The 26,043-nt window shown below is 67.3% G+C and carries 23 protein-coding genes, 2 tRNA genes and 1 pseudogene; 6 read left to right on the top strand and 20 right to left on the bottom strand.

The features are described 5' to 3' along the window. Positions 1-1,734 carry an HSP90 family protein gene (locus ACQP2E_RS00130; protein WP_433827869.1) on the bottom strand — a complete coding sequence of 578 codons (1,734 nt, stop codon included), beginning with the start codon at positions 1,732-1,734 and terminating at the stop codon, positions 1-3. A gap of 55 nt (positions 1,735-1,789) precedes the next feature. After that, complete coding sequence (locus tag ACQP2E_RS00125; protein ID WP_433827868.1) at positions 1,790-2,689, bottom strand: sulfurtransferase; 900 nt, start codon at positions 2,687-2,689, stop codon at positions 1,790-1,792. Positions 2,690-2,861: 172 nt separating this feature from the next. Here ACQP2E_RS00125 and ACQP2E_RS00120 point away from each other — a divergent pair, with 172 nt between their 5' ends. The 3 genes from ACQP2E_RS00120 to ACQP2E_RS00110 are packed head-to-tail and all read left to right on the top strand — an operon-like array spanning position 2,862 to position 4,369. Then, positions 2,862-3,251: a CBS domain-containing protein gene (locus tag ACQP2E_RS00120; RefSeq protein ID WP_433827867.1), complete on the top strand. Its 390-nt coding sequence runs from the start codon at positions 2,862-2,864 to the stop codon at positions 3,249-3,251. Between the two features lie 40 nt (positions 3,252-3,291). Beyond that, the gene (locus tag ACQP2E_RS00115) at positions 3,292-3,726 is read left to right on the top strand and encodes a SufE family protein (RefSeq protein ID WP_433827866.1); all 435 of its coding nucleotides are present in this window, start codon (positions 3,292-3,294) and stop codon (positions 3,724-3,726) included. Between the two features lies 1 nt (position 3,727). Next, complete coding sequence (locus ACQP2E_RS00110) at positions 3,728-4,369, top strand: DsbA family oxidoreductase (protein ID WP_433827865.1); 642 nt, start codon at positions 3,728-3,730, stop codon at positions 4,367-4,369. Between the two features lie 114 nt (positions 4,370-4,483). On the opposite strand, the gene ACQP2E_RS00105 is transcribed toward ACQP2E_RS00110, so the two are convergent. After that, a complete protein-coding gene (locus tag ACQP2E_RS00105) occupies positions 4,484-5,035 on the bottom strand; it encodes a YbaK/EbsC family protein (RefSeq protein ID WP_433834268.1) in 552 nt (183 codons plus the stop codon). Positions 5,036-5,193: 158 nt separating this feature from the next. Here ACQP2E_RS00105 and ACQP2E_RS00100 point away from each other — a divergent pair, with 158 nt between their 5' ends. After that, positions 5,194-5,622, top strand: coding sequence for a hypothetical protein (locus ACQP2E_RS00100; protein WP_433827864.1), 429 nt, complete (start codon positions 5,194-5,196; stop codon positions 5,620-5,622). A 119-nt stretch (positions 5,623-5,741) separates the two neighbouring features. On the opposite strand, the pseudogene ACQP2E_RS00095 reads toward ACQP2E_RS00100, so the two are convergent. From ACQP2E_RS00095 to ACQP2E_RS00075, 5 genes and pseudogenes are all read right to left on the bottom strand, one after another. Next, positions 5,742-5,969: pseudogene (locus tag ACQP2E_RS00095) on the bottom strand (NUDIX hydrolase); the annotation flags it as partial. A 188-nt stretch (positions 5,970-6,157) separates the two neighbouring features. Continuing rightward, positions 6,158-6,829, bottom strand: coding sequence for a DUF6461 domain-containing protein (locus ACQP2E_RS00090; protein ID WP_433827863.1), 672 nt, complete (start codon positions 6,827-6,829; stop codon positions 6,158-6,160). 9 nt (positions 6,830-6,838) lie between these two features. Further along, on the bottom strand, positions 6,839-7,975 hold the full coding sequence (locus tag ACQP2E_RS00085; protein ID WP_433827862.1) for a glycosyltransferase 87 family protein: 1,137 nt from the start codon (positions 7,973-7,975) through the stop codon (positions 6,839-6,841). Between the two features lie 8 nt (positions 7,976-7,983). After that, complete coding sequence (gene mptB / locus ACQP2E_RS00080) at positions 7,984-9,372, bottom strand: polyprenol phosphomannose-dependent alpha 1,6 mannosyltransferase MptB (protein ID WP_433827861.1); 1,389 nt, start codon at positions 9,370-9,372, stop codon at positions 7,984-7,986. Positions 9,373-9,496: 124 nt separating this feature from the next. Further along, positions 9,497-9,862, bottom strand: coding sequence for a hypothetical protein (locus ACQP2E_RS00075; RefSeq protein WP_433827860.1), 366 nt, complete (start codon positions 9,860-9,862; stop codon positions 9,497-9,499). 106 nt (positions 9,863-9,968) lie between these two features. Between ACQP2E_RS00075 and ACQP2E_RS00070 the strand changes: the two genes are divergently transcribed. Further along, the gene (locus ACQP2E_RS00070) at positions 9,969-10,727 is read left to right on the top strand and encodes an LPXTG cell wall anchor domain-containing protein (protein ID WP_433827859.1); all 759 of its coding nucleotides are present in this window, start codon (positions 9,969-9,971) and stop codon (positions 10,725-10,727) included. Between the two features lie 65 nt (positions 10,728-10,792). Here the strand turns inward: ACQP2E_RS00070 and ACQP2E_RS00065 are convergent. From ACQP2E_RS00065 to gyrB, 6 genes are all read right to left on the bottom strand, one after another. Continuing rightward, positions 10,793-10,865 (bottom strand) — tRNA-Ala (locus tag ACQP2E_RS00065). A gap of 10 nt (positions 10,866-10,875) precedes the next feature. Then, entirely contained in the window at positions 10,876-11,004 is a 129-nt protein-coding gene (locus ACQP2E_RS00060; protein ID WP_014440131.1) for a DLW-39 family protein, read from the bottom strand. Between the two features lie 152 nt (positions 11,005-11,156). Continuing rightward, positions 11,157-11,230: transfer RNA gene (locus ACQP2E_RS00055), tRNA-Ile, on the bottom strand. A 76-nt stretch (positions 11,231-11,306) separates the two neighbouring features. Further along, positions 11,307-12,185 (bottom strand): DUF3566 domain-containing protein, encoded by an 879-nt coding sequence (locus tag ACQP2E_RS00050; RefSeq protein WP_433827858.1) that lies wholly within the window; start codon positions 12,183-12,185, stop codon positions 11,307-11,309. A 3-nt stretch (positions 12,186-12,188) separates the two neighbouring features. Continuing rightward, the gene (gene gyrA / locus ACQP2E_RS00045) at positions 12,189-14,702 is read right to left on the bottom strand and encodes a DNA gyrase subunit A (protein WP_433827857.1); all 2,514 of its coding nucleotides are present in this window, start codon (positions 14,700-14,702) and stop codon (positions 12,189-12,191) included. 106 nt (positions 14,703-14,808) lie between these two features. Then, entirely contained in the window at positions 14,809-16,761 is a 1,953-nt protein-coding gene (gene gyrB / locus ACQP2E_RS00040; RefSeq protein WP_433827856.1) for a DNA topoisomerase (ATP-hydrolyzing) subunit B, read from the bottom strand. A 529-nt stretch (positions 16,762-17,290) separates the two neighbouring features. On the opposite strand from gyrB, the gene ACQP2E_RS00035 reads away from it, so the two are divergent. Further along, positions 17,291-17,857, top strand: coding sequence for a hypothetical protein (locus ACQP2E_RS00035; protein WP_433827855.1), 567 nt, complete (start codon positions 17,291-17,293; stop codon positions 17,855-17,857). A gap of 123 nt (positions 17,858-17,980) precedes the next feature. Here ACQP2E_RS00035 and ACQP2E_RS00030 read toward each other — a convergent pair whose 3' ends face one another. The 6 genes from ACQP2E_RS00030 to dnaA form a co-directional block, all read right to left on the bottom strand. Beyond that, entirely contained in the window at positions 17,981-18,451 is a 471-nt protein-coding gene (locus ACQP2E_RS00030; RefSeq protein ID WP_433827854.1) for a hypothetical protein, read from the bottom strand. Between the two features lie 506 nt (positions 18,452-18,957). Next, positions 18,958-19,455 (bottom strand): DUF721 domain-containing protein, encoded by a 498-nt coding sequence (locus tag ACQP2E_RS00025; RefSeq protein ID WP_433834266.1) that lies wholly within the window; start codon positions 19,453-19,455, stop codon positions 18,958-18,960. 430 nt (positions 19,456-19,885) lie between these two features. Continuing rightward, positions 19,886-21,016, bottom strand: coding sequence for a DNA replication/repair protein RecF (gene recF / locus ACQP2E_RS00020; protein WP_433827853.1), 1,131 nt, complete (start codon positions 21,014-21,016; stop codon positions 19,886-19,888). Between the two features lie 3 nt (positions 21,017-21,019). After that, positions 21,020-21,892, bottom strand: coding sequence for a phosphogluconate dehydrogenase (NAD(+)-dependent, decarboxylating) (gene gnd, locus ACQP2E_RS00015; RefSeq protein WP_433827852.1), 873 nt, complete (start codon positions 21,890-21,892; stop codon positions 21,020-21,022). 39 nt (positions 21,893-21,931) lie between these two features. Then, on the bottom strand, positions 21,932-23,065 hold the full coding sequence (gene dnaN, locus ACQP2E_RS00010; RefSeq protein ID WP_433827851.1) for a DNA polymerase III subunit beta: 1,134 nt from the start codon (positions 23,063-23,065) through the stop codon (positions 21,932-21,934). Between the two features lie 1,097 nt (positions 23,066-24,162). Then, on the bottom strand, positions 24,163-26,043 hold the full coding sequence (dnaA, locus tag ACQP2E_RS00005; protein WP_433827850.1) for a chromosomal replication initiator protein DnaA: 1,881 nt from the start codon (positions 26,041-26,043) through the stop codon (positions 24,163-24,165).

The following is a 26,043-nucleotide window of genomic DNA, read 5'->3' as shown; positions in this document are numbered from 1 at the left end:
TCAGGACTCTCCCGGAACGGCTCGGTCCAGAAGGCCGAGAAGCGAGGTGGTGAGCAGGGCGGCGTCGGCCGGCCGGATCGGGTGGTGCCCGAGCATCAGCGCCTGGCCGTAGAGCGACTCGACCGCTAGACCGGCGAGCTCGTCGTCGCCGAGTGCGGCGATCCGCCGGATCAGGGGGTTGCGATGGTTCAGCACCAGCTGCGGGCGGTCGGTCGGCACGGTCTGCGCCAGCGCGTCGAGCACCCCGCCCCAGAGGTCGTCGGCCTGCGACCGGCTCGTGGTGAATTCTTCCTGGAACGTCGCGGATCGGCTGATCAGGTAGAGCGCGGGCAGCGTGACCGGGTCGAACGCACGCACCACGACCTCGCAGCCGAGTCTGTCCAACCGGCGCTGCGCGGCTGCGAGGAACGGGCGCAGGCGCAGCTCGACCTCCGCGTCCACCGGAAGGAACCGGGTGGCTAGGTCGGACGGGTCGAGCCGCTCGGCACTGGTTTCCCTGTCGACCGCGGCGAGCCGCTCGATCAGGTCGGCGTCGTACACAAAACCGCCGTTGATCAGGGCGATGTCCTGTGCCGCGGCGACCGCGGCGAGCTGCCGGAACTCGTCGTCGGTTGCGGCGTAACGCAGCAGGCCGTGCCGGGCGCGGAAGTCGGCGAGGGTGATCTCACCCATGTTGGTCTGCATCGGGTACCACTGCTCGACCAGGTGCAGCATCTCGTCGTCGTGCAGAGCGAGCGCCTTGACGCCGAGGTGGTGGATGCGCAGGAACGCGGCGAGGCGGTGCGGATCGGTCGCCGCGAGCCGGGCCAGCCAGCCGCGCAGCTGGTCGGCGATGGCGTCCCGGGTCTCGGCGAGCTGGCCGTCGTCATAGAGCGCCTCACGGCTCGCGGTCGGGCGCAGCTCGCTGCTGTCCACCACGCACCGGGCGAAGAACGCCCACTCCGGGAGCAGGCCCTCGACGTGCTCGGAGAGCAGCATGCGTTTCAGGTAGACCCGGTGGCCGCCACGGCTCGCCGGGTTGACCGGGGCGGGCAGCACGAACGCGGCGCCGCTGAGGCCGGCGGCCGGCACGTTCAGCTCGATCACGTCGAACGGGCGGAAGCCCAGGGTGGCCTCGGCGTATGCCAGCCGCTCGGACTGCGGGCGGTCCCAGGGCAGCACGTCGTCGGTCACGGCCCGGCCGTCCACGGTCACGGCGACCGGTAGCAACGAGCCGTAGAGGCCGGCCAGCTCGCTCACCGTCGTACCGGTAACGAAGTGCTCTGAGCCGCGGCGCGGCAGAAGGGTGACCGTGGTCCCTGGCTCGCGGTCCTCGCCCGGGCCGACGTCGTAACGACCATCGGAGTGACCGGTCCAGAGGACCGGCGGGGCGTCGCCGCGGCGGGTGTGCACGCGGATCTCGTCGGCGACCATGAAGCAGGAGAGCAGGCCGATGCCGAACTGGCCGAGGAACTGGTGGCGGGCAAAGCCGAGCTCGTCACGCTTGGAGCTGCGGCCGATCGTGGCGAGCAGCTCGTGCACCTGCGCCTCGGTGAGGCCGATGCCGTTGTCGCTGATGCGCAGCTCGTCCCCGGTGACGATCTCCACGCGTCCTGCGTGGTCGGGGCCGACCGCGGTGATCGCGTCGACCGCGTTCTGAAGGAGCTCGCGGATGTAGACGCGCGGGCTCGCGTAAAGGTGGTGGCTGAGGAGATCAACGATCCCTCGCAGATCGACCTGGAACGTGTTGCTCACGGTCGATCACGGTACCGGGCGGCACCGACAAAATCGGTGCCGCCCGAAAGCCGAGCTAGCTCAGACCACCCGGTTCCGTCCCCTGGGCGATCGGTGCGCGGACCAGGTTGCCCCACTCCGTCCAGGAGCCGTCGTAGTTACGGACCTGCGGGTATCCGAGCAGGTGGTGCAGCACGAACCAGGTGTGCGACGACCGCTCACCGATCCGGCAGTACGCGATGATGTCGTCCGCCGAGTCGAGCCCGAGCTCGTCGGCATAGATCTTGACGAGATCGTCGTGCGGTTTGAACGAGCCGTCCTCGTTCGCCGCCAATTTCCACGGCTTGCTCAGCGCGCCCGGGATGTGACCGCCGCGCAGCGCACCCTCCTGTGGGTACGCCGCCATGTGGGTCAGCTCGCCGGTGTACTCCTGCGGCGACCGGACGTCGACAAGTGGCCGTCCGCTCGCGATGTGACCCATGACCTGGTCACGGAACGCGCGGATGGCGGCGTCGTTGCGGACCGGAACCGGGTACTCCGCACGGTTTCGCACCGTCTTGTCGCGGGTCAGGGCACGCCCCTCGGCCGCCCACTTCTGCCGCCCGCCATCAAGCAGGCGCACGTCGCGGTGGCCGAAAAGACTGAAGACCCAGAGTGCGTACGCCGCCCACCAGTTGAAGTTGTCGCCGTAGAACACGATCGTGTCGTCACGGCCGATGCCCTTGGACTCGCAGAGTGCCGCGAACGCGGCCGGGTCCAGGTAATCGCGGGTGATCTGGTCGTTCAGCTCAAGATGCCAGTCGACCTTGACGGCGCCCGGGATGTGGCCGGTGTCGTAGAGCAGCACGTCCTCGTCCGATTCGACGACGACCAGGCCGGGCGTTTCCAAATTCTCGGCGAGCCACTCGGTGGTGACCAGTTTGTCGGGGTGCGCGTAAGCCTGAAGGGCCTGCGCAGGATCGTTCGGAACGGACATGCTTGTCACGCTAGCGCTTCCTGCTCGCTGATCGTTTTCTATTCGCTGATCGGCGACCAGGGATTCCGCGTCTACGTGACGCCGGCGACATGGACCCTTGTGGACGATCGGGTGTGTAATCCCTGTAGACGCCGGGTAACCGTTTCGTAACCGCGTTCAGGGGGTGTGGAACATGGCTAGATCCGTCGCGGACGCGATGACTCGCAGGGTCGTCTACCTGCCGGAGGACACCAGCCTCGACGAGGCCGCCCAAGCCATGCGCGACCAGGGCATCGGCGACGTCGTGGTGACGCACGGGCCGACCATGGCGGGGATCGTCACCGATCGCGACATCGTGATCCGGGCGATCGCCGAGCATCTGCCACCCGAGACCACCCGGCTCGGCGACATCGCCACCCGGGAACTGATCATGGTCGAGCAGAGCGCCACCGTGGACGAGGCAGTGACGGCCATGCGCACTCGGGGCGTACGCCGTCTCCTGGTCTGCGACGCGGACCGCAACGTGGTCGGCATCCTCAGCCTCAGTGACGTTGCCCTCCTGTCCGCCTCGGCCGCCGCCTGAGACAGGACTCCGGGTTGATCGGCCGCGTAGGGTCGATCGGGTGACCGACATGCCGCCCAAGCTCTCCGAGATCGTCGACGACTTCGCCTCCGCACCGCGCGAGGTGGTGCTCGAGATGCTGCTGGAGTTCTCGGACGCGGTGCCGCCCCTGCCCGAGTCGCTGGCCGGCCACGAGGGCATGGAGCAGGTGCCGGAGTGCCAGACCCAGTTCTTCCTGAAGGCCCTCGTGCAGCCCGACGGGACCGTGGTGACCCACTTCGACTGCCCTCCGGAGGCGCCGACCACCCGCGCCTTCGCCGGCATCCTCGCCGAGGGCCTGGCCGGGGCGAGCGCTGAGGAGGTCCTTGCCGTTCCGGACGATCTCTACGCGCGGATGGGGCTGGCTCAGGCGATCAGCCCGCTGCGGATCCGCGGCGGCACGGCGATCCTGGGACGGCTGAAGCGCCAGGTCGCGGCCGCTGTCGCGGAGGCGTGACGTGGATATTCAGGTCTGGTCCGACGTCGTGTGCCCGTGGTGCTACATCGGCAAGCGGCGGCTGGAACGCGCCGTGGCCGCCTTCGACGGCGCTGTCACGATCACCTATCGGGCGTACCAGCTCGATCCGGGACCGGTGCCCGAGCCGCTGCCGATCAAGCAGGTGATGGCCGCGAAATTCGGCGGCCCGGCACGTGCGGAACAAATGTTCACGCACGTCACCTCGATTGCCGCCGGTGAGGGCCTGCGTCTGGACTTCAGCCGGGCCATCGCCGCCAACACGTTCGCGGCGCACCGGCTGATCGCATGGGCGGCGACCCAGGAACGACAGGCCGACATGCTGGAGGCGTTGCAGGTCGCCCACTTCACCGACGGCGTCGACATCGGCTCGCCGGTGGCACTGGCCCGGGTGGCCGGCGGAATCGGCCTGAACGAGACGGCGGCCCTGGTCCACCTCGAGTCGGACGCGGGCAGCGCGGCGGTTCACACCGACCTGAAGGAGGCCGGCGAGCTCGGTATCTCGAGCGTGCCGACCTTCGTCATCGATGGGAAGTTCGTGGTTCAGGGCGCTCAGGAGGCGCCGACGCTGCTGGCCGCGTTCGAGGAAATCGCCCGCCGGGAAGCCGCCGACGCAACAGCGTGACGATTGTCGATGTCGTTTCACGTGGAACGACATCGACGTTCATCAGGCGATCATCGGCTGACCTCACGGTCGAAGCCGTCGATTCAGCCGGCCTCGCGGGCCAGGCCGTCGACTTCAGCCGGCCTCGCGGGCCATGCCGTCGATCACTTCGGCTCCGGGGAGTGCACCCAGAGCCGGGCCGGCGATTGCGATCTTGCTGTGCCGCACACCCGAGCCGATGATCACGTGCGGGGTGGCGATCACCCGCGAGTCGACCAGGATCGGCCAGGACACCGGAAGACCGATTGGCGTGATGCCGCCGTACTCCATGCCGGTCAGCGACACCGCCTCGTCCATCGGCGCGAAGCTCGCCTTGCGGACGTCGAGGTACTTGCGGACGACGCCGTTCACGTCGGCCCGGGTGGTGGCGAGGACGACACAGGCGGCGTACTTGGTGACGTCGCCACGGCGGCCGGCGACGATCACGCAGTTCGCGGACTCGGTGAGGCTCACCCCGTACGCCTCGCAGAAGGCGGCCGTGTCCGCCAGGCCCGCATCGATCGGGGCGACCAGCACCTGGTCGGCGTCGATCGGCGCCTCGACCGGCCAGACCGCCAGGGCCTTCGCGACCGGCGGAGCGAGCAGATCGAGGCGGGACTGTGCGGATTCGGTCTTCAGGCTTCCCATCATGTCCGTCATCCTTTCCCCGGACCGGGGGTCGTGCACCACCGGTACCCCACATATCGGCCGCCGGGTCGAGGACCGGGCGCGATTCCTCAGGTCCCGGCAGATCTTGCCGACCGTCTGGGTTTGTGGAGGACCGTCGGAAAGCTCGAGTCGGGACCGTGAGTGGCCTCGCCCTGCTCACCGGTGCCACTGCCCTGGTCGCCGTAGCCGGCGGCCACCGTTCCATCTTCGCGACCCTGTTGCTCACCCTGCTCGCGGCAGTGATGGCGCACGCCCTGGTCGTCGAGATCCAACGCCAGGCCCGTCGCCGCACCCGCGACTGGGGCCGGTACGACACCGTCAACGCGGTGCTGCTCGCCTGTTGGGCGGTGTGCGCCGCCGCGCTGATCGGCGTCGGTTCCCGGCCGGTGCTCATCCTCGGCTGCGTGCTTTCCCCGGGGTACGCGGCGGCGAGCGCCTACTTCGTCGTGGAGCGTCTCCGTACGCTGGCCGCGCCGTTCGTCCCGGTGCCATCCCCGACAGCCGGCCCTGTCGACCCGGCCGTCGCCGTGGAACCGTCCGCCGCGGATGCCACGCCGTCGGTGTGATCGTCGAGGGTCGGCAGCACCACCATGAGCGGTGGCACCGGCACCCCGTTCGTCTCGATGGGCAGCTCGGGGACCGGTAGCCAGTCCACCCCGAGCGGCTCCGGCCCGAATCCATCGTCGTGGCCGGCACGTGGCTCGCCGTCCGCGACCGTCACCGCGAAGACCGAAGTCATGCCGGATGGGTACGGCATCTCCAGCACGTATCGGGCGTCGCCGACCACCAGCCCGGTCTCCTCGAAGACCTTGCGGTGCAGCGCCTCCTCGGCCGTCTCACCCGGACGCAGACCGCCGCCCGGCAGGGTCCACCACTCGCCGCCACCTGATCGCCGGCTGCGCTCGTGCACCATCAGCACACGGCCTTCCTTGACGATCACGGCAGCTGCCCGTCTTCGTTCGGTCACGAATCGCAGGCTAACCGCAGGAGCTGTGCGGCGCAGAACTCATTCATTCCTCTGTGGATGACTTCATCCATCGAAGAACGGGAGGTTCAGCCTTCAGTCCGGTCAAGGGTGGCGGCGGGGCGGTCGGATGGGTACTACTTCGGAACGGTGACCAGCAGATACGTCCGCTCGGTCAACTGTGCCCGGGTCAGCGCGACGCCGGTTCGGTCGGCGAGGAACGACAGAGCCGGTCCCGTGGGTTCCGTCACGTCCGTACCGCCGAGAAGCCCTGCTGCCCGCATGGCGGGAACGAAATCACCTGGCCGGCTGCCGCCCCAGCGCTCCGGGGTCACCGAATCGAAGTCGAGAAGCACCTCGCCGTCCTGCAGCACCAGCAGGCGTCCGTGCCCGGCCGCATCGCTGCGGTACGCCAGCAGACTGCGCCCCTTCGACAACGGGCGCACGAGTTCGCCGGTCACACCGAGCTCGCCGGCGTCCTCGACGATCACGGTCCAGTCGCCGAGCCGGGCCACCCCGATGAAGTACCGCTGGGATGCGTCGGCCTCGCCGTCGCCGGGTCCGACGAGCTGCGGCCACTCGACCCGTTCCAGCTCCTTGCCACCGAGCCGGTCGATCACCTGGTTCGGGGTGAGGTCCTGGACGAGCGTGAAGCAGAAGCCGGCGGCGAGGTCCGATTCCCGCAACGGCCAGGTGTAGCCGTCGGCCGGCACGGCGGAGGCGCTGACGTCGGGCATGGTGGCGCCCGCGTCGGCACAGCCGGCCAGGCCGGCGAGGGCAACGAGGAGAAGGGTGGAGCGGCGTTTCACGATCGACAGTCAACCAAAGCTTCGCTCGCGAGGCTGACCCGCTCTCGCCCTCAAGCTCGGGGTCACCAACGCCACCGCGAGCACCAGCGTCGCCCAGACATAGAGGTTGCTTCCCAGGAACGCGCCCCAGCCGAGCGGATGCGCCCACCACAGCCACACGAAGCTGCTGCAGAACACCACATACAGCGCGGCCAGACCGGCCAGCCGCCGGCGATGACCCAGCTCCCTCTGCAGGATCAGCAGGAACGCCGGCAGCAGCCACACCAGGTGATGAACCCAGGTGACCGGGCTGATCAGGCAGGCGACCATTCCGGTGAGCGCGACCGCGGCGGCCGGATCCGCAGCGCCGTTCCCGCGCAGCCACCAGGCCCAGCAGGCCACCACGATCAGGACGGCCACCAGCCACCAGACCGATGAGACGTCGAGCCGGGCGACCACGCCGCGCAGCGACTGGTTGGAGACGTACTCCAGCTTGCCGACCCGGCCCGTGTCCCAGAGCGCCTCGGTCCAGAAGACCCGGGACGCCTGCGGCGCGATCAGGGCGGCGAGAACGGTCGCGCCGGCAGCGGTACCGACAGCGATCGCCGCCGAGCGGTACTGCCGGGTCAGCAGCAGGTAACCGATGAAAACCGCCGGCGTCAGCTTGATCGCGGCGGCCAGGCCGATGCCGGCACCGGCCCAGCGAGGATGACGCAGGCCGGCCGTGACCAGCACCAGCAGCACGAGATTGACCTGACCGAAACTGAACGTGTCCCGGACCGGTTCGAAAAGCAGCACCGCAAGGAATGACAAGGCTGCGAGCCACCTGATCCGATGCAGTTCCGGCGGAAGGAACCAGCGCAGCAGCAGGATCACGCAGAACACGTTGACGATCAGCGAAAACGTCACCGCTACCGGCCACGAGGTGAGTGCCAGGGGACTCAGAACCAGGGCGGCAAACGGCGGATAGGTGAAGCCGTACACCGATTCCTGGTAGCGGAACGCGTACAGATCCTGGCCGGTGAGCAGCCAGTGCTGCACCGCGCCGCGGTAGACGCCGAGGTCGAAGAACTCGCGAAACGTCGGCACGGTCGCCGTGAAAACGCCGACGGCGACCGCCGCGATCAGCACGAGAAACCAGCGGCTCTTCATCGCACGACCGCTCATCCGACCGCTCATCGCACGACCGCGATTCTGGCCGCCATGAATACCGCGACTCCCAAAAGCGCGCCGAGCAACGCCAGCATCAGCCGTCCGCCATCCGCCGCGAATCCGTCAGGGAGAACCACCAGGACCAGCAACCCACAAAACCCAGCGAGGGTACGCCGAACGCCCTGCCCGACAGCGACCGCGGCGATCGGCACCAGTCCCCACACGAGGTACCAGGGACGGATAGCGGGACCGAAAAGAACCAGCGCCACCAGCACGATGCCGAGCCCGTAGACGGGTCCTAGACGGTCCCGATGAATCCAGACCAGCACCGCCACGATCAGCGTGGCCAGAAGTCCGGCGCCACGCCACAGGCTGTGCGCCAGCTCGGCGCCGGAGGCATCCTGGGTCATCGTCGCGCTCCACCGGCCGAGCAGCCCGGTCAGCGACCAGTTCCCATCGGTGATCGGGGTACCGAGGGCGGTTATCCAGCCGTACCCGGTTCCGGCCACCGCGGTGATCAGCACGGTGGCGAGGGCGGCGGTGAAGCCGACCGCCACCGAGGCCCTGGTCTGCGGCCAGGAACCGCGCAACCGGCCGGCCCAGATCACCGCCACAGCAACCAGGCCGAGTGCGGCCGGCGCCTTGATCAGGGCAGCTCCGGCAACCAGCAGTGCACCGAGGACGGGCCGATTTCGCACAGCCGCCGCCAGCCCCGCGGCGAGCAGGCCGGCCATCAGGGCGTCATTGTGTGCCCCGCCGATGAAGTGGATGAGCACCAGCGGGTTCAGTACGGCCAGCCAGGTGGCGGCGGCGGGGCTGACACCGGCGGAGGCAGCGAGGGTCCGGAGCGCCACGGCCAGCAGGATCAGCCCGCCGACGGCGACGAGACGCATCGCGAGGATCCCGCCGACCAGGTGCGAGCTGAAGAGTCCGGCAACCGCCTCAGCGACGATCAGAAAGCCCGGACCGTACGGGCTGGGGGTGTGCTGCCAGATGGCCGGAACCTGTTCGGCGAAGGCGCCGCCGAGGACTGCCGGGCCGTACCGGTACACATCCAGACCGGAATCGATCATCAGCCCCTGTGCGAGGTAGCTGTAGACGTCCCGGCTGAACAGTGGCGGGGCGATGAGGAAGGGCGCGCCCCAGAGCGCCAGGGTCTGCCAGTGCGTCCGGCAGGATTCGTCGGGTGTGCTTCTGGTCACTCGCCCGTACCACCACCAGGCGAGAAGGAGCAGCGCCAGCCCGCTGTAGACACAGACCAGCCCGAGCCGGGCATGCCGGACCTCGGTCACGAAGGTGATCCCGACGGGAAGCGCACCGGCGGCGAACCCGCCCCCGGCAATCAGGAAGGAGCCGGCCGCCCCGGCGACACGCGAGAAGGCAAGCTGCCGCGCGCCATGATCGCTGAACACGGCCGCACTCTTTCAACGAAGAGTGTCGAACCGACGAACCGGAGTTGAAAGTGGACCCCGGCCGACCTGAACACGCCAGCGGAGGCCTGATCCTCCAGCGGCTGCCCAGTCTTCCAGCGGCAGTTTAGTCCTCCAGGCCCGCGAACGGCTCGACAGTCCACGGACTCGCTGCGTCCTTGCGGTATGCCGCGTGCCCGAGCGGCAGGGTCGCCATCTGCTCCACCGACGGGTCGAGGTCGACGAGGTGCGTCAGGCAAGCCACCTGAACGGCCCCCGGCGCGTTCCAGTCATTCACGCCGTCGCTGACAAGCCAGCCGTTGTCATCGAGGTGAATGATTTCCCGAGCCGGCTCGGCACCGTCCGAGACCGTCCGCTGAATGACCGCGCCCAGGTCCTCAGGGAAGCGGTTCCCGGGAAACGGAAACGGTCGCTCCTTGAAAACCTCATGGTCCCCGGTACACCTGGCCTGCGTCTGCTCACCCTGATCCACTCAGCCACGATAGTGCCGCGACCGAACCCGCATAGCCAGGACCTATCCGTCCATCGACGAACGGTAGTATCGCCAGGCTTTGACCTTCAACGGGGGAACGACCTATATGCGAAGCACGATGGTGGCCGGCGGAATGATGGCGCTGGCCCTACTGATTCCTGCGGCACCAGCGGCGGCTCAGGCCGCGACGCCCGGGCTCGACGCGGCTTGCCAAACGGTCGAGCGCAAGCTTTACCGGGACATCCGCGAGCTGATCACCATCGACCTGGACACGGCCACTGACGTGGAGATCCGGGTGTTGGCCAACCAGATCCTGTCCGCGGCGAAAACCGACTCGTTGCCCGTGCTTCCCGACGCGATCCAGGAACGGCTGGACGGCACCCCGGATGACCTGCGGGCCTTCCTCAAGAAGGACGTGCAGACCGCCTGGACGGTGGGCCTGCGAGTCTCGGTCAACCGGACACTGACCGGCGCCGGCACCAACGTGCAGGCGGCTGCCCAGAAGGTGCTCGACAACGGCTCCGTCGACGTTTTCCTGGTTTACCTGAACGACGGCCTGTACGCCGCACGCGCCCTTGACTGCGCGTCGCAGCCCACACCGAGCGCAACCGTCACAACCAGCACCGCACCGAGTGCAACGCCCAGCGCCACGGCCACAGCCAGCGCCACAGCGAGCTCCACGACGACCGCCGCACCCGTTGCTACGTCCTCCGCCAGCTCGGACGCACCCGGCGGTGAGGGCGGCGGGCTGCCCGTGACCGGCACCGACACCGGGACCATGGCCGGCATCGGCGGCGCACTCCTGCTCCTGGGCGGCGCCGGCTACCTGATCGGCCGCCACCGCCGCTCCCGCTTCGTGGCATAACCGGTCTGCTGCACAAAAGGAAAACCCCAGGTCGATGACCTGGGGTTTTCTTAGAGGCTTGAAAGTGGAGCCCAGGGGACTTGAACCCCTAACCCCCGCCTTGCAAAGGCGGTGCTCTGCCAGTTGAGCTAGGGCCCCGTTTCGCTTACTAGCGAAGGTCGGGAGAAGTAGTGGCCTCGTGCCACAGAGCGCGCTCGTCGCTGGACTCCTTGACCTTCTTGACGACCAGGTAAGCCGCCCCGGCAACGCCAGCCACGATCAGAAGCTTCTTCAGCACGAGCACATCCCCTCGGAAATCGAGCACGCAAACCCCGTACAAAAAGCAAAGCGCAACCCACCAGCAAGCGCAAGGGAATCGCACCGCTGGCGGACATGACGAAAGTGACCTGGTTGGTGAAATTCACCAACACAGATCACCCATCACGATCGTGGGGCTAGATGGAATCGAACCATCGACCTCAGAGTTATCAGCTCTGCGCTCTAACCGACTGAGCTATAGCCCCCTCAACTGCGGGGTGAACGTTACCGCATCGGGTTGCGAGCCTCCAAAGCGGGGGTGGCTCGCAACCCGACCAGATGTCAGTCCCGCTCGGCGAGCGTCAGCTCGACGCCGCCGACGAGGTCGGCACAGACGTTGTAGATGAATGCACCGAGGGTGGCCAGCGCGGTGAAGAGCACCACGTTGACCGCGCCGATCAGCATCGAGGTGCCGATCACGCCCCAGGCGGTGATCCGGAAGGAGCCGCCGGAGCTGGCCTCGGCGCCGCCGCTGGCGGTGACGAGGTCCTTGAGGCTGTTGTTGACCGAGCTCCACACGCCCATGGTGTCGAGGGCGAGGTAGAGCACCGAGGTCGCGACGACGACCACGATGAAGAGCACGATCGAGACTGCGAACGCGAACTTCATGACGGACCAGGGGTCGATCCGCTTCAGGTTGAGCCGGGCCCGGCGGGGTCCGCGCGCGGCGGCCGAGGAGACCGTGGAGCGCGCGGACCGAACCGCCTCGGAGACACGGGCGGCACCGACCGCCGCGGATCCCGCGGCCGGCGGACCGGAACGCTGCTTGGCTGCCCCTGGGGCGGCCGGCGCGGCGGTCCCAGAAGGCCGCTGCGGACCGGTCTGGCTCTGACCCGGTGCGGGTGCACCGCTGGGACGTCCCTGGGTAGCCCCCGGCGCTGCGCCCTTGCCCTTGGTGACGACCGGCACGGATGCCGAGCCCTTCACGACGGACGGACCGCCTGGCCGCTTGTCAGCGGCCTGGCCGTCGCCGGCCGGCTCACCGGGTGGCGGTGCCATGCCCGGCGCCCGAGTGAATTTCGGTGCGGTCGGGGCATCGGCGGGGACAGCGGCGCGCCCTGCTGGCTCGCGTCCATTCGCTGCGGCTGCGTCCTTTTTCGCCGCATCGTCCGGAGTCGCTGAGCTTCCCGGGCCCCCCGACTTCGCCTGTGTCTCCGGCATCAACTAGTCCTGTTCGTCAGGCTCGTCGGCATTGCGAGCAAGCGCCACGATGGTTACACCTTCAGGGAGGTCCATCAGCTTGACCCCCATTGTGTTCCGATCCCTCGTGCGCCGTACAGGCTTCACGGGAGTCCGGATGACACCACCATTGCTGGTGATGGCAAACAGTTCATCCTCCGGGCTGATCACCAGAGCACCCACAAGTCCACCACGACGCTCCGTGATCTTGGCGGTCAGCACACCCTTGCCGCCACGGCCCTGCACCGGATACTCCTCGATCGGCGTGCGCTTCGCATACCCACCGTCAGTGGCGACCAACACATCCATGCCCTCGCGCACCACTTCCATGGCGAGAAGCTCGTCGTTGTCACTGAACCGCATGCCGATCACACCAGAGGTCGCACGACCCATGGGGCGAAGTGCCTCATCGGTCGCGTTGAAGCGGATGGCCTGCGCCTTCTTGGAGACCAGCAACAGATCTTCCTCAGGAGCTGCCAGCGCCGCGCCCACCAATTCGTCATCCTCCCGCAGGTTGATGGCGATGATGCCACCGCTGCGGTTGGAGTCAAATTCCTCCAGGCGCGTCTTCTTCACGAGCCCATTCTTAGTGGCGAGCACAAGGTACTGCGCGACCTGGTAATCCGGGATCTGGATCACCTGCGCGATGTGCTCGTCGGGCTGGAACGCCAGCAGGTTCGCGACGTGCTGTCCCTTGGCCACACGCATGGCTTCGGGAAGTTCGTATGCCTTTGCCCGGTATACCCGGCCCTTATTCGTGAAGAACAGGATCCAGTCGTGGGTCGAGATGACGAAAAAGTGCGAGACGATGTCGTCCTGACGCAGGGATGCGCCGCTCACGCCCTTGCCGCCGCGCTTCTGCGACCGGTACAGATCGACCTTGGTGCGCTTCGCGTAACCAGTTCGTGTGATGGTCACCACAACGTCCTCGCGGGCGATGAGGTCCTCCATCGAGACCTCGCCGTCGAACGGGATGATCTGGGTACGCCGGTCGTCCCCGTACTTCTGGACGATCTCGCCGAGCTCCTCGGAGACGATCGACCGCTGCCGTTCCGGCTTCGCGAGGATGTCCTTGAGGTCGGCGATCTCGATTTCGATCCGGCCCAGCTCGTCGATGATCCGCTGCTGTTCCAGGGCGGCCAGGCGGCGCAGCTGCATGTCGAGGATCGCGGTGGCCTGCACCTCGTCGACGTCGAGCAGCTGCATCAGGCCCTGACGCGAGTCCTCCACAGTGGGCGAACGGCGGATGAGGGCGATGACCTCGTCGAGCATGTCGAGCGCCTTGGAGAGACCGCGCAGGATGTGCGCGCGCTCCTCGGCCTTGCGCAGGCGGTAAGCGGTCCGCCGGCGGATGACCTCGATCTGGTGCTCGACGTAGTACCGGATGAACTGGGCCAGGTTCAGCGTGCGCGGCACGCCGTCGACCAGCGCCAGCATGTTCGCGCCGAAGGTCTCCTGGAGCTGGGTGTGCTTGTAGAGGTTGTTCAGCACGACCTTCGCGACCGCGTCGCGCTTCAAGACCAAGATCAAGCGCATTCCGGTACGACCGGAGGACTCGTCACGGATGTCCGCGATGCCGGTGAGCTTGCCCTCCTTGACCAGCTCGGCGATCCGCTCGGCCAAATTGTCCGGGTTCACCTGGTACGGCAATTCGGTCACAACGAGACACGGACGACCCCGTGCGTCTTCCTCGACCTCGACGACCGCGCGCATCCGGATCGAGCCACGGCCGGTGCGGTACGCGTCCTGGATCGCCTGCTGACCGACGATCAGACCGTAGGTCGGGAAGTCGGGGCCCTTGACGAACTCGAGCAGCGCCTCGAGCGTCGTGGCCTCGTCGGCCTCCGGGTTGTCCAGGCACCACTGCACGGCCGCCGCGACCTCGCGCAGGTTGTGCGGCGGGATCTTGGTGGCCATCCCGACCGCGATGCCCTCGGAGCCGTTGACCAGGAGGTTCGGGAAGCGGGCCGGCAGGATCGTCGGCTCTTTGGTACGCCCGTCGTAGTTGTCCTGCATGTCGACGGTGTCTTCGTCGATGTCCCGCAGCATCTCCATCGCCAGCGGGGACAGCTTCGCCTCGGTGTACCGCATGGCGGCGGCCGGGTCGTTACCCGGCGAACCGAAGTTGCCGTTGCCGTCGATCAGCCGGTAACGCAGCGACCACGGCTGACCCATCCGGACCAGGGCGTCGTAGATCGACGAGTCGCCGTGCGGGTGGTAGTTACCCATCACGTCGCCGACGACGCGCGCGCACTTGACGTAACCGCGGTCCGGCCGGAAGCCGGCGTCGTACATCGCGTACAGGATCTTGCGGTGAACGGGCTTGAGGCCGTCGCGGACGTCGGGCAGCGCGCGGCCCACGATGACGCTCATGGCGTAGTCGAGGTACGAACGCTGCATCTCGACCTCGAGGCCGACCGGCTCGACGCGCTGGCTCACACCGCCGCCGGCATCGTCCTGGATCTCGTCGCCGTCCGGGGGCTCGGGAGTGTCAGTCACTTTTAACCCTTACTCAAGGTGATTCCAGGCAAGTTCGGCCAAAACCGACAAAATGCTGTGGATAACACTGTGGAAAGTACCTGCACGCTGTGGATACGGCCCCGGATCAGATGTCCAGGAAGCGAACATCCTTGGCGTTGCGCTGGATGAACGATCGCCGCGCTTCGACGTCCTCACCCATCAGTACGGAGAACAACTCGTCCGCGACGGCGGCGTCGTCGAGCGTCACCTGGCGCAGTGTCCGGGTGTCCGGGTTCATCGTGGTGTCCCAGAGCTCCTGGAAGTTCATCTCGCCGAGACCCTTGAACCGCTGGATGTCGTCCGGCTTCGCGTTCGGCTTCTTCTGCTGGCGCAGCGCGATCAGCCCGTCCCGCTCCCGGTCGGAGTACGCGTACTGGGCGTCGTCGCCGCGCTTGTTCCACTTGAGCTTGTAGAGCGGCGGCGAGGCCAGATAGACGTGGCCGTGCTCGACCAGCGGCCGCACGAAGCGGAACAGCAGGGTGAGCAGGAGCGTCTGGATGTGCTGGCCGTCGACGTCGGCGTCGGCCATCAGGATGATCTTGTGATAGCGCAGTTTCGAGAGGTCGAACTCGTCGTGGATGCCGGTGCCCATCGCCGTGATCAGCGCCTGGACCTCGTTGTTTTTCAGCACCCGGTCGATCCGGGCCTTCTCCACGTTGAGGATCTTGCCGCGGATCGGGAGGATCGCCTGGATGCGGCTTTCCCGGCCGGACTTGGCTGAACCGCCGGCCGAGTCACCCTCGACGATGAACAGCTCGGTCTCGCGCGGGTCGGTGGACTGGCAGTCGGCCAGCTTGCCCGGCATCGAGCCGGACTCCAGCAGCGACTTGCGCCGGGCCAGCTTGCGCGCCTGCTGCGCGGCGATCCGGGCGCGTGCGGCCTGGTCCGCCTTCGTAATGATCAGCTTGGCGTCCGCGGGGTTGCGGTCGAACCAGTCGGCAAGCTGCTCGTTGCAGACCTTCTGCACGAAGCTCTTCATGTCGGTGTTGCCGAGCTTCGTCTTGGTCTGGCCCTCGAACTGCGGGTTCGCCAAGGTCACCGAGATGATCGCGGCGAGACCCTCGCGGATGTCCTCGCCGGAGAGCTTCTGGTCGGCCTTGAGGAATTTCTTCTCCACGCCGTACTTGTTGACGATGGTCGTCAGCGCGGCGCGGAAGCCCTCCTCGTGGGTGCCGCCCTCGTGGGTGTTGATGCGGTTCGCGAACGTGTAGACCGACTCGCCGTACGACTCGTTCCACTGCATCGCGATCTCGACGGCCATGCCCTCCTCGGGGGCGTCGGCCTCGAACTGGATCACGGTCTTGTGGATGGCGCTCTTCGTCGCGTTGAGGTGCCGCACGAAGTCGGCGATGCCGTCCGCGTACATGAAGGTGACCGAGCGGGCCTCGCCGTTCTCGTCGACCGAGGTGGGTCGCAGGTCGGTGAAGCTGATGGTCAGTCCCTTGTTGAGGAACGCCATCTCCTGAAGCCGGCGATAGATCGTCTGGAAGTCGAAGTCGACGGTCTCGAAGATGTCCGGGTCCGGCCAGAACTGGACGGTCGAGCCGGTCTTGTCGGTCGACTCACCCTTGATCAGCTCGCTGGGCTTCGAGTAGTCGTATTTCTGCCGCCACACGTTGCCGGACTTGTGGATCTCGACGGCCATCTTGGTGGAGAGCGCGTTGACGACCGAGACGCCGACGCCGTGCAGACCGCCGGACACCTTGTATGCCTGGTTGTCGAACTTGCCGCCCGCGTGCAGCACCGTCAGCGCGACCTCGACACCCGGCTTTTTCAGCTGCGGGTGCAGGTCGACCGGGAAACCACGGCCGTTGTCGGTGACCGAAACCCCGCCGTCGGCGAAGATGACCACGTCGATGGTGTCGCAGTATCCGGCCAGCGCCTCGTCGACCGCGTTGTCCACAACCTCCCAGACGAGGTGGTGCAGACCGCGCTCACCGGTCGAGCCGATGTACATGCCGGGACGCTTGCGGACTGCCTCGAGGCCCTCGAGCACGGTGATCGAATCGGCACCGTACTCCTGCTTGTTCTCTGACACCCTCGGCCACTTTCTCGCTGCGGAACGTCTGCCCCGCAGCGGGGTTGGCGGGCGCGACGGCAGCGGCCGGGCACACACGTTGCACCAGGGAAAACACCCGCGGGGGGAAGCGGACCACCGGTGGAACCATGCGCGCCGGTCGCCGCGGACGGCCCGCGGATCGTGATCGGCTGAGAAAACCGCGTAGCGTAACGACGAGGGTTGCCCTCCACCGCCAAGCACAGTTTTCCCGGTCACTGTCGATTCTACTCCGCCGACGCGAGTTGGCGAGGGTCCGGCACCCCTTCCGGGTGCCTGAGAGTCCCGTAGCGGGATTTGGGTCGCTACCCACGTGTTCCCCTACACGGACTTGCCGCCCACCGCAACGACAAGTGCTGCGGGTGCCAGAAGTGCCGGGCGCGCCTGCCGTGCCTGACCGGCACACACTGCGACACTGCTCGACAGCGGCGGGGGCTGGTGTCGTAACCTCGCCCGCGCGGGCCGGTGTCACCGGAGGCGCCGCATGACAGTCCGAGGAGGGGTGGCCCCGATGGCTCATGACAAGGGCCTGGACAACGTCGCCGTGCACTGGCCGCGGACAAATCAGTACTACGACCCGGTCGCGCCCGCCGAGTTCGTCGACTTCGGAACGATCGCCGACCGACCCGAGATCGCGGCGCCCACCGGCGCGCTCGCGCTGCACATCGCCAAGACAGGCACGGTACGCGCGACCGCGTACACCGAGCTGGTCGATCTTCTGCTGGGGCTGGAGGGCGTCCTTTACGCCACCGACGCGGCGGCCGAGGACGAGGATCCGGTGATCGATCCGGACGGCTGCGCCTGGATCGCCGGCGGTCTGGAACGTTTCGTCGAGGGCCATGACAAGTTCGGCGACCTGGTCACTTTCGACACCGTCGCCGCGGTCATGCGTACCGCGATCGCCGGGGGCCGGCTCGCTGACCAGCAACTTCGCTGGCTCGAACATCGGCTCACCGCGCTGCGTGACGACGCCGGCAACGCACCGCACTGGAGCTTCGCCAGGACTGAGCTCGCCATCCTGGCCGGCTTCTACCGCCGCTGCGCCGAGCGAGGCTTCGCCATTTTCGCCGACTACTGAGCTGCGGGTCAGCGGGTCTTTGGCTGGCGGGTCAGTGAGTCTTTGCCTGGCGGCTCAGTGAGTCTTTGGCTGGCGGCTCAGTGAGTCTTTGCCTGGCGGCTCAGTGAGTCTTTGCCTGGCGGCTCAGTGAGTCTTTGCCTGGCGGGACTTTGGCTGGCGGATCAGCAGGGCCAGGCCGACTGTGACGAAAAGGGCGACCAGGCCGGTACCCATCCAGAAGATCGCGACGCGGTCGTCGGCAACTCTGCCGATGGCCGCTCGGGTGCCGGGGCTGGCAATGGGGCTGGCCGTCAGCAACTCGTTGCCGCTGCACAGCGAGGTGGTGCCGGCGACGGAGAGGACGCGGTACCGGCCGCCCTCGGCGAACCGATATCCACAGGACGCCTCGTTGTCCGATGTGGCCAGGGTCACCTCGTTGCCGGCCTCGCCCTTGGCGACAGTTTCAACAGCGAATCGGACCTGTTGCTGACCGCTGTCGCGGGTGACCGACCGGACGACTCCGTCGAACGCCAGCTCGGCGTCCGCGATCCCGGCGCCGGCCTTGCAGGAACAGGCCCAGGCCGGCCCGGCCACGAACGGTATCGGACCGATCACGAGAAGCAGCAAAACCACCAACCGTCGCACGATCATGCAAACTCAGACGCTCGAATTCGGCGTCTGGTTGCACCGATCCCACCAATGTTGGCAAGTTGCGCCCACGCTTCGTCCTCGGTGCGAGGTGCCGCTTCGAGATCTTGTGCGGTTTGGCCGGCTGATCGACCACGAGTGCACGACTTTCCGAGACGGCCGTCCGTGGGCATGTCGGTCTCGGGTGGTGAACGCGGTGCTGGGTGCTTCGCCGATCTTGTGGAGTTCGGCGAACCGTTTGCGTGTAACTCCGCAAGATCGGCAGCGCTTGTTCGATCTTGCGGAGTTGCGCGGGCACGTCTGCGGGGAAGTCCACAAGATCCACGCGAGGCGGGCGCGGCGCGGAGGTGCGGGGCACGGCGCGGAGGTGCGGAGGTGCGGCGCGGAGGTGCGGGGCGCGGCGCGGAGGTGTGGAGGTGCGGGGAGGGGCGGGGCGAGGGTTGGGCAGGTTGGTGGGCAACGGTTGCTCGTGGTCAGCCGTAGGTGTCTCGGGGGCCTCGGCCCTGGACTCGGCGGGGGCCTCGGCTCCAGGACGGGGCTGCCGGGCCGTGGATGTTCAGCTTGGTGACCACGTTGTGGCCCACCTCGCCGGCGATCTGGCGCAGCAGGGTGGCGGCGAGCATCCGGAGCTGGGTGGCCCAGGCTGTGGATTCGGCTTCGACGGTCAGGATGCCGCCCTCGAGTTTTACCGGCCGGCTGTGCGCCGCGATGTCCGGGCCGACAACCTTCGACCAGGAGCCGAAGACGGTCGCCTCGGCCTTCGGTTTCTCCCAGCCGCGGGACTTCATCAGCCGCTGCAGCATGTCGCCGAAGAGCTGCGGGTCGCGCGGGTCCGGGCCGGGGCCGGAGTAGCCACGCAGCCGCCGGCCGCTGCCTCCGCCGGTCTTGCGGCGTTTGGGCTGCTTCGCGTACTCCCGCCGGCGAGCCAGGGCCGCGTCGAGGACGGCTCGCGCCAGTTCCGGGCCGGCCAGTTCCTCGCTCGGTGGCGAGAGCTGAGGGGACGGCTTCTCGGTCTGGGCGTCGTCTGAAGAGACCTTTTGACCTGCGGATTCACCGGGTTTTTCGGAGTACACAGGTTTGTCCACAGGCCGGTTGGCGATGGGTCTGCGTGACTCTTGTGCTGAGTTGTCCACAGGCTGTGCATTGGGCGTACCGTCGCGGGTTTGTCCGCGGCCGGAGGCGGGTCGCCTGGATCTCCACTCCGGGGTTGTCGCCCAGGGATCATCGGCGGCCGGACGCCGCGCGGCCTCAGAGGGCGCTCCACGCTCCGCCGGACGCGCACCCGGACCCGACCCACCCCAAAGATCGCCAAGGGCCTCCCCGAAGAGCTGAGGGGGCTCGTAAGGGACGTCGGGCTCTTCGCTGGGCCACTCCTCGTCAGGCCAGGGTGTCCGATCGTGGTCAGTCGGCACGGATCACCGACCCGGTGGTGACGTCGTAGCGGACGCCGCGCAGCGAGGGCGGGACGTCTTCCGGGACCGCGCAGGTGACCAGCAGTTGGGCGGCGTCGGAGACCAGGGCGGCAAGGCGTTCGCGGCGGCCCGAGTCGAGTTCGGCGAAGACGTCGTCGAGAACCAGCACCGGTTCGATGCCGTCCGATCTCAACAGGTCGTAGGCGGCCAGGCGCAGCGCCAGCGCGAACGACCAGGACTCGCCGTGACTCGCATAACCCTTGGCCGGCAGGTCGCCGAGGCTGAGGGTGAGATCGTCGCGATGCGGGCCCACCAGGGTCGTTCCGCGCTCGGTCTCCGCGGTGCGGCGTTCCTCCAGCGAGGCGAGCAGGGCCTCCTGCAACGCGGTCCGGTCGGCGGTGAGCGATTCACCGAGCCGGGATGAGTACGCGATCGCGGCCGAGGTCCGTCCGGCCGCCACCGCGTCATATGCCTTGGTCAGGTGCGGCCCGAGGGCGGCCGCTAGCTCCAGCCGGCCGGCCAGCAGCTCGGCGCCGTGCTGCGCCAGGTGCTGGTCCCAGACGGCAAGCGTCGACAGATCCTGACCGCGGGTGCCGCCGACCTTGCGGGTCAGGTACGCGGTCCGGAGCAGGGCGTTGCGCTGTTTCACCACCCGGTCGTAATCGGCGCGGACGCCGGCGTACCGGGGCTGGCGGGCAACGAGCAGGTCGTCGAGGTAACGGCGGCGCTCGGACGGATCGCCGCGGACCAGTTCGAGGTCCTCGGGGGCGAAGAGCACCATGCGCAGGGCGCCGAGCACCTCGCGGGGGCGGCGCACCGGCGAGCGGTTGAGGCGGGCCCGGTTGGCCTTGCCCGGAACGATCTCCAACTCGACCAGCAGCTCACGTCCATCGTGGACGATTGCGCACCGGATCACCGCGGAGGTCGCTCCGGCCCGGACCAGAGGCGCGTCGGTGGACACTCGATGACTGTCCAGAGTGGCCACGTAACCGAGCGCCTCGATGAGGTTCGTCTTGCCCATGCCGTTCTGGCCGACCAGCACGGACACGCCGGGGTCGAGATCCACGGCCACTCGCTCATAGGAGCGGAAGTCGGTGAGCTCGACCCGGCGTACGTGCATGAATCAGCGCTTGACCGCGTGCCCACCGAACTGCTGACGCAGTGCGGCAACGGCCTTCATCGCGGGCGAGTCGGCTTGACGCGACTCGAAACGCGTGAAGATCGAGGCGGCCAGGACGTGGGCCGGGACGGCGAGGCGGACAGCCTCGTCGACGGTCCAGCGGCCTTCGCCGGTGTCCTCGACGTACCCCTTGAGGTTGGCGAGCGTCGGGTCCTCGTCCAGCGCGCGGTCGAGCAGGTCGAGCAGCCACGACTTCACGACGCTGCCCTCACGCCAGCTCTTGATGACCGCGGGCACGTTGTGGACGAGCTCGGACGCCAGGAGGATCTCGTAACCCTCGCCGTAGGCCTGCATCATTCCGTACTCGATGCCGTTGTGGATCATCTTGGCGTAGTGGCCGGCGCCGTGCGTGCCGGCGTGCGCGAAGCCGAACTCACCAGCGGGCTTGAGTGCGTCGAAGATCGGCTGACAGTGCGCGACCTGCTCGGCCTCGCCGCCGACCATCAGGGCGTACCCGTTGGTGATGCCCCAGACGCCGCCGGAGACGCCGACGTCCAGGTAGTGAATGCCCTTGGCCTTCAGACGTTCCGCACGCGGCCCGTCGTCGGTGAACTTCGAGTTTCCGCCGTCGATCACGATGTCGCCCGGGGACAGCAGTCCCGCGAGCTCGTTGATGGTGTCTTCGGTGATCTTGCCGGCTGGCACCATGGTCCAGACCACGCGCGGCGTGGCCAGTTTCTCGACCAGTTCGGCAAGATTGGCGGCGTCGCTCTTGTCCGGACTGTGGTCGAATCCGACGACTTCGTGCCCCGATGCACGCAGTCGGTCCCGCATGTTGCCACCCATGCGGCCGAGACCGATCAGGCCGAGTTGCATGGTCTTCCCCCTAGAAGTGCGAATGATCCTCGCTCAGTATCAGCGCGTTACCCGGATCGGCATGATCAGATAGCGGTATCCCGGGATGATTTCGCCGCTTTCGCCAGCGGGGGAGATCACAGCCGGCTTGAACGCGTCGACGAAAGAGAGCACCGCCGTCGGTGCGCCGAGGTTCTGCAGACCGTCGATCAGGTACTGCGGGTTGAAGCCGATCGTCAGCGGCTCACCGGTGAAGGCGGCCTCCATGGCCTCGCTCGCACGCGCCTCTTCGGTCCCGCCGGCCTCGACGACCAGACCGTCCTCGCTGAAGCTCAGCAGCACCGGGGTGGTGCGCTCGGCGACGAGTGCGACACGGCGGACCACCTCGACCAGCGCGGCGACACCGACGCGGGCGTCCGAGTTGTGCGAGCTGGGGAAGAGCGAGCGGACCGGCGGGTAGTTCGCCCCGTCGAGCAGCCGGCTCGTGGTGCGGCGGGCGCCACCGGCAAAACCGATCATGCCCTCTCCGGCGCTGCCCTGCGCCAGGGCCAGAGTCACTGCCCCACCGATCGGGCCGAGTGCCTTGGCGGTGTCGTTCAGGGTTTTCGCCGGGACCAGCGCGTTGATGCTGATGTCCGGGTCGTCCGGGCTCCACTCGATCTCACGCATCGCCAGCCGGTAGCGGTCGGTGGCCAGCATCGCCATCGACGTGCCGTTCAGCTCGATGCGGACGCCGGTCATCATCGGCAGCGTCTCGTCCCGGCCGGCCGCGATGGCCACCTGGGAAACCGCTGAGGCGAACGTAGCGGCGTCGACGGTCCCGGTGCTGGAAGGCATCTCCGGAAGAGCCGGATAGTCCTCCACCGGCATCGTGGGGAGCGTGAAACGTGCACTGCCGCAGACCAACTCGAGGTGCGCACCGACAGCCGCGATGTCGACCGGCTTGCCGGGGAGTGCCTTGGTGATCTCGGCGAGCAGGCGGCCGGAGACCAGAGCGGCGCCGTCCGCGTCCGCCTGAACCTCGACACTCACCTGGCTCGAGACCTCGTAGTCGAACCCTGAGACCTGCAGCCGCCCGTCAGTGACCCGCAGCAGGACGCCGGCGAGCACCGGAACCGACGGCCGGCTCGGCAGGCTCTTGGCTGTCCAGGCCACGGCGTCGGCAAGTGCGTCTCGCTCCACCCGGAACTTCATGCTGTCCTCCGCGATGCTTTCTTCTACGGGGGCTTCGACCCCACTGAAACTCTATGGCTCCGGTGCTCTGCGTGTGCGCCCGACCCCGGTGCTGAGAAGTCGAGCAGGACGGTCGGCGAGCTTTCGCGAACCCCTCCACACCTTCCACAACGCTGATGATTGGTTTTTGTTCTCTATTAAAGAGATAACTAGTCGTCTTCATCGGTGCTGTGGATTCTGTGGAGAACCAGAGTTTGAGCTGGTCAGAGAGTTATCCACCGGTGATTCACAGGTGGATAACCGGTGTGTAAACCCCGGTCTTCGTCCACAGTCGCTGACCGAACGAGCGTTGTCCACCGTTGTCCCCAGGCTGTCCCCAGGTTGTCCACCGGTTTTATCCCCTGCCCTGTGTAAAACGTTGGGACGCTACCGGGTCGTCGTCCCCAGAACCTTCAACAGGAAATCCACAGGCGTCCACAGGCGGTGGACAAAGATGTGACCCTCCGTGTCTGTCCACATCGATTTCCACAGGGTTCATGCACATCTGTGGGTTGTGGTGTCAGCAGTTATCCACCGTCTGGGGACAGAGCCTGTGGAGACCTGTGGATTAGTGTGGAAAACGTTGGCACGAAACCGACCCGTTCCGACGTTGACAATCTCCGGGTTCCGGCTCTCAATCATGCTCTGCGAAAGGCTTCAATATGCAGGCTGAGCTGCGATGATCTGGGCATAACCTGTGGACAACGCGGTGCACAACCGGTGGATAACCTGTGCCGTTTTGGTATAGGCGCAGGTTAAGGGCCTGTGGGTATGTGGCTAATGCGGCGAGAGCAGCCTGTGTACAGCGGTGCACGAGGGCTTGGCCGTGGTGACTGCCGCTGTTCAATCGGGACAGTGCCGTTGTGCGAGTTGCGCACACCCTGTGGACAAGCGCGCTTATCGGCGGCTTGAGCTGGGGTTATCGGCTGTGCACAAGCGGCTGAGAGACCTGTGGGAACCCGTTGGCGCGCTGTGGGCGGGGTGGGTGCGATGCCGATGGAAACGGGCGTGGCCCCTGCCTCGAACGGCAGGGGCCACGTTGGTGCGGTTGTTGAGCCCTTGGACTCGTACCCGAAAGATCAGGTGTTTTGTTTGATGCGGTTGGTCAGCTCAGCGATCTGGTTGTAGAGCGAGCGGCGTTCGGCCATGTGCTGGCGGATCTTGCGGTCGGCGTGCATGACCGTGGTGTGATCGCGGCCGCCGAACGCCTGGCCGATGCGCGGGAGGGACAGGTCGGTCAGCTCGCGGCAGAGGTACATGGCGACCTGACGGGCGTTGACCAGCACCCGGCTGCGGGAGTGCCCGCGCAGGTCTTCGAGGGAGACGCCGAAGTAGTCAGCGGTGGAGACCATGATCTGGTCGGCGGTGATCTCCGGGCCGGCGCCGTCGGGCATGAAGTCGCGCAGGACCTCTTCGGCGAGCGAGAGCTGGACCGGCGAGCGGGTGAGACTGGCGAATGCGGTCACTCGGATGAGGGCGCCTTCGAGCTCGCGGATCGAGTTGGAGACGCGCGAGGCGATGAACTCGAGGACGTCGTCGGGGGCGTACATCCGTTCCTGGGCGGCCTTCTTCTGGAGGATCGCGATACGCGTCTCCAGGTCCGGCGGCTGGATGTCGGCGAGCAGGCCCCACTCGAAGCGGGTACGCATCCGGTCTTCCAGAGTGGCCAGCTGGCGCGGTGAGCGGTCCGAGCTGATCACGATCTGCTTGTTCGCGTTGTGCAGCGTGTTGAAGGTGTGGAAGAACTCCTCCTGGGTCCGCTCGCGGTTCTCCAGGAACTGGATGTCATCGATCAGCAGGATGTCGACGTCGCGATATCGCCGCTGGAACGCCTGCGTCTTGTCGTCCCGCAGGCTGTTGATGAAATCGTTGGTGAACTCCTCGGTCGACACGTAGCGCACCGAACGCGCGTGCCCCAGGGTGGTGGCGTAATGGCCGATCGCGTGCAGGAGATGCGTCTTGCCCAGCCCGGAGCTGCCGTAAATGAAGAGCGGGTTGTACGCCTTGGCCGGCGATTCGGCGACGGCGACCGCGGCGGCGTGCGCGAAGCGGTTGGACGAGCCGATGACGAACGTCTCGAACATGTACTTCGGATTGAGCCGGTTGCCGTCGTTGCCGCCCGGGCGCGGCGAGGAGCCGGGGCCTCGCAGGTCAACAGGTGGACGGCCGGGGCCGTTGTCGCCGCGCGTCGGCATGGGCTCGTCGCGGCGCGGGTCGTGACGGCGCTGGTTGTCGCGCAGGTGGGACTGGTCGGCGGCGGTCCGGTGCGCGACGGTGTCGTTCGGCGCGTCCGGTTCCTGGGCCTTCTCCACCGGGCGGGGCGGCGGACGGTTCAGAGAATGCGGCGGCTGCTGCGACTGCGGCATCTGCGGCGGCATTTGCGGCGGCATCGGGTCGGCGAAGAGCGCCTCCTGGCCGTCCCGCGCGATGGGCACGTTGCGGGAGTGCTGCGCCGAGCCGGTCGGGTACTGCTCTTGCTGGTACTGCTCTTTTTGGTACGGGTCCGGCTGGTACTGGTCTTGCTGGTACGCCGGTTCCTGGGGGCGCTGGGTGCCGGGGTAACCGGGCAGCTCCTGCTGGTACGGATGGGGCTCGTTGTACCGCGGCGGATCCGCGTAGTGCCGGGGCTGCGGTTCTGCCTGCGGCTGAGCGGCTTCCATCGGAGTGCCGTACACCCGGCCGGGCATGCCTGAGCCGTCCTCGGGAGGACGAACGGTGACCGCGACCTGTATCGGCCTGTTCAGCCGGCGGGTGAGTGCCTCGGTGATCGCCGGACGCATCCGGGACTCGATGACGTCTCGGGTGAAGGCGTCCGGAACCGACAACAGAGCGGTGTCCTCGACGATTGCCCGTAGACGTACTAATTGAAGGTAGGCGCGCTGCTGCGGTGAGGCGATCTCGTCGGACAACTCACCCAGAGTTGCCTTCCACACCTCACCAAGGTCGACCTGATCGGCCAC

It is taken from the genome of Actinoplanes sp. CA-015351 (genome assembly GCF_050955685.1).
Lineage (GTDB): Bacteria > Actinomycetota > Actinomycetes > Mycobacteriales > Micromonosporaceae > Actinoplanes.
This window is presented reverse-complemented; position numbering and strand designations above follow the sequence as displayed.

Bases quoted from the DNA above. Each gene is read 5' to 3' on its own strand.
- ACQP2E_RS00120 (WP_433827867.1), top strand. From the start codon at position 2,862: ATGGCTAGATCCGTCGCGGACGCGATGACTCGCAGGGTCGTCTACCTG.
- ACQP2E_RS00125 (WP_433827868.1), bottom strand. From the start codon at position 2,689: ATGTCCGTTCCGAACGATCCTGCGCAGGCCCTTCAGGCTTACGCGCAC.
- recF (WP_433827853.1), bottom strand. From the start codon at position 21,016: ATGCACGTACGCCGGGTCGAGCTCACCGACTTCCGCTCCTATGAGCGA.
- dnaN (WP_433827851.1), bottom strand. From the start codon at position 23,065: ATGAAGTTCCGGGTGGAGCGAGACGCACTTGCCGACGCCGTGGCCTGG.
- gnd (WP_433827852.1), bottom strand. From the start codon at position 21,892: ATGCAACTCGGCCTGATCGGTCTCGGCCGCATGGGTGGCAACATGCGG.
- ACQP2E_RS00105 (WP_433834268.1), bottom strand. From the start codon at position 5,035: ATGGGAAGCCTGAAGACCGAATCCGCACAGTCCCGCCTCGATCTGCTC.
- ACQP2E_RS00085 (WP_433827862.1), bottom strand. From the start codon at position 7,975: ATGAGCGGTCGTGCGATGAAGAGCCGCTGGTTTCTCGTGCTGATCGCG.
- ACQP2E_RS00070 (WP_433827859.1), top strand. From the start codon at position 9,969: ATGCGAAGCACGATGGTGGCCGGCGGAATGATGGCGCTGGCCCTACTG.
- ACQP2E_RS00035 (WP_433827855.1), top strand. From the start codon at position 17,291: ATGGCTCATGACAAGGGCCTGGACAACGTCGCCGTGCACTGGCCGCGG.
- ACQP2E_RS00050 (WP_433827858.1), bottom strand. From the start codon at position 12,185: ATGCCGGAGACACAGGCGAAGTCGGGGGGCCCGGGAAGCTCAGCGACT.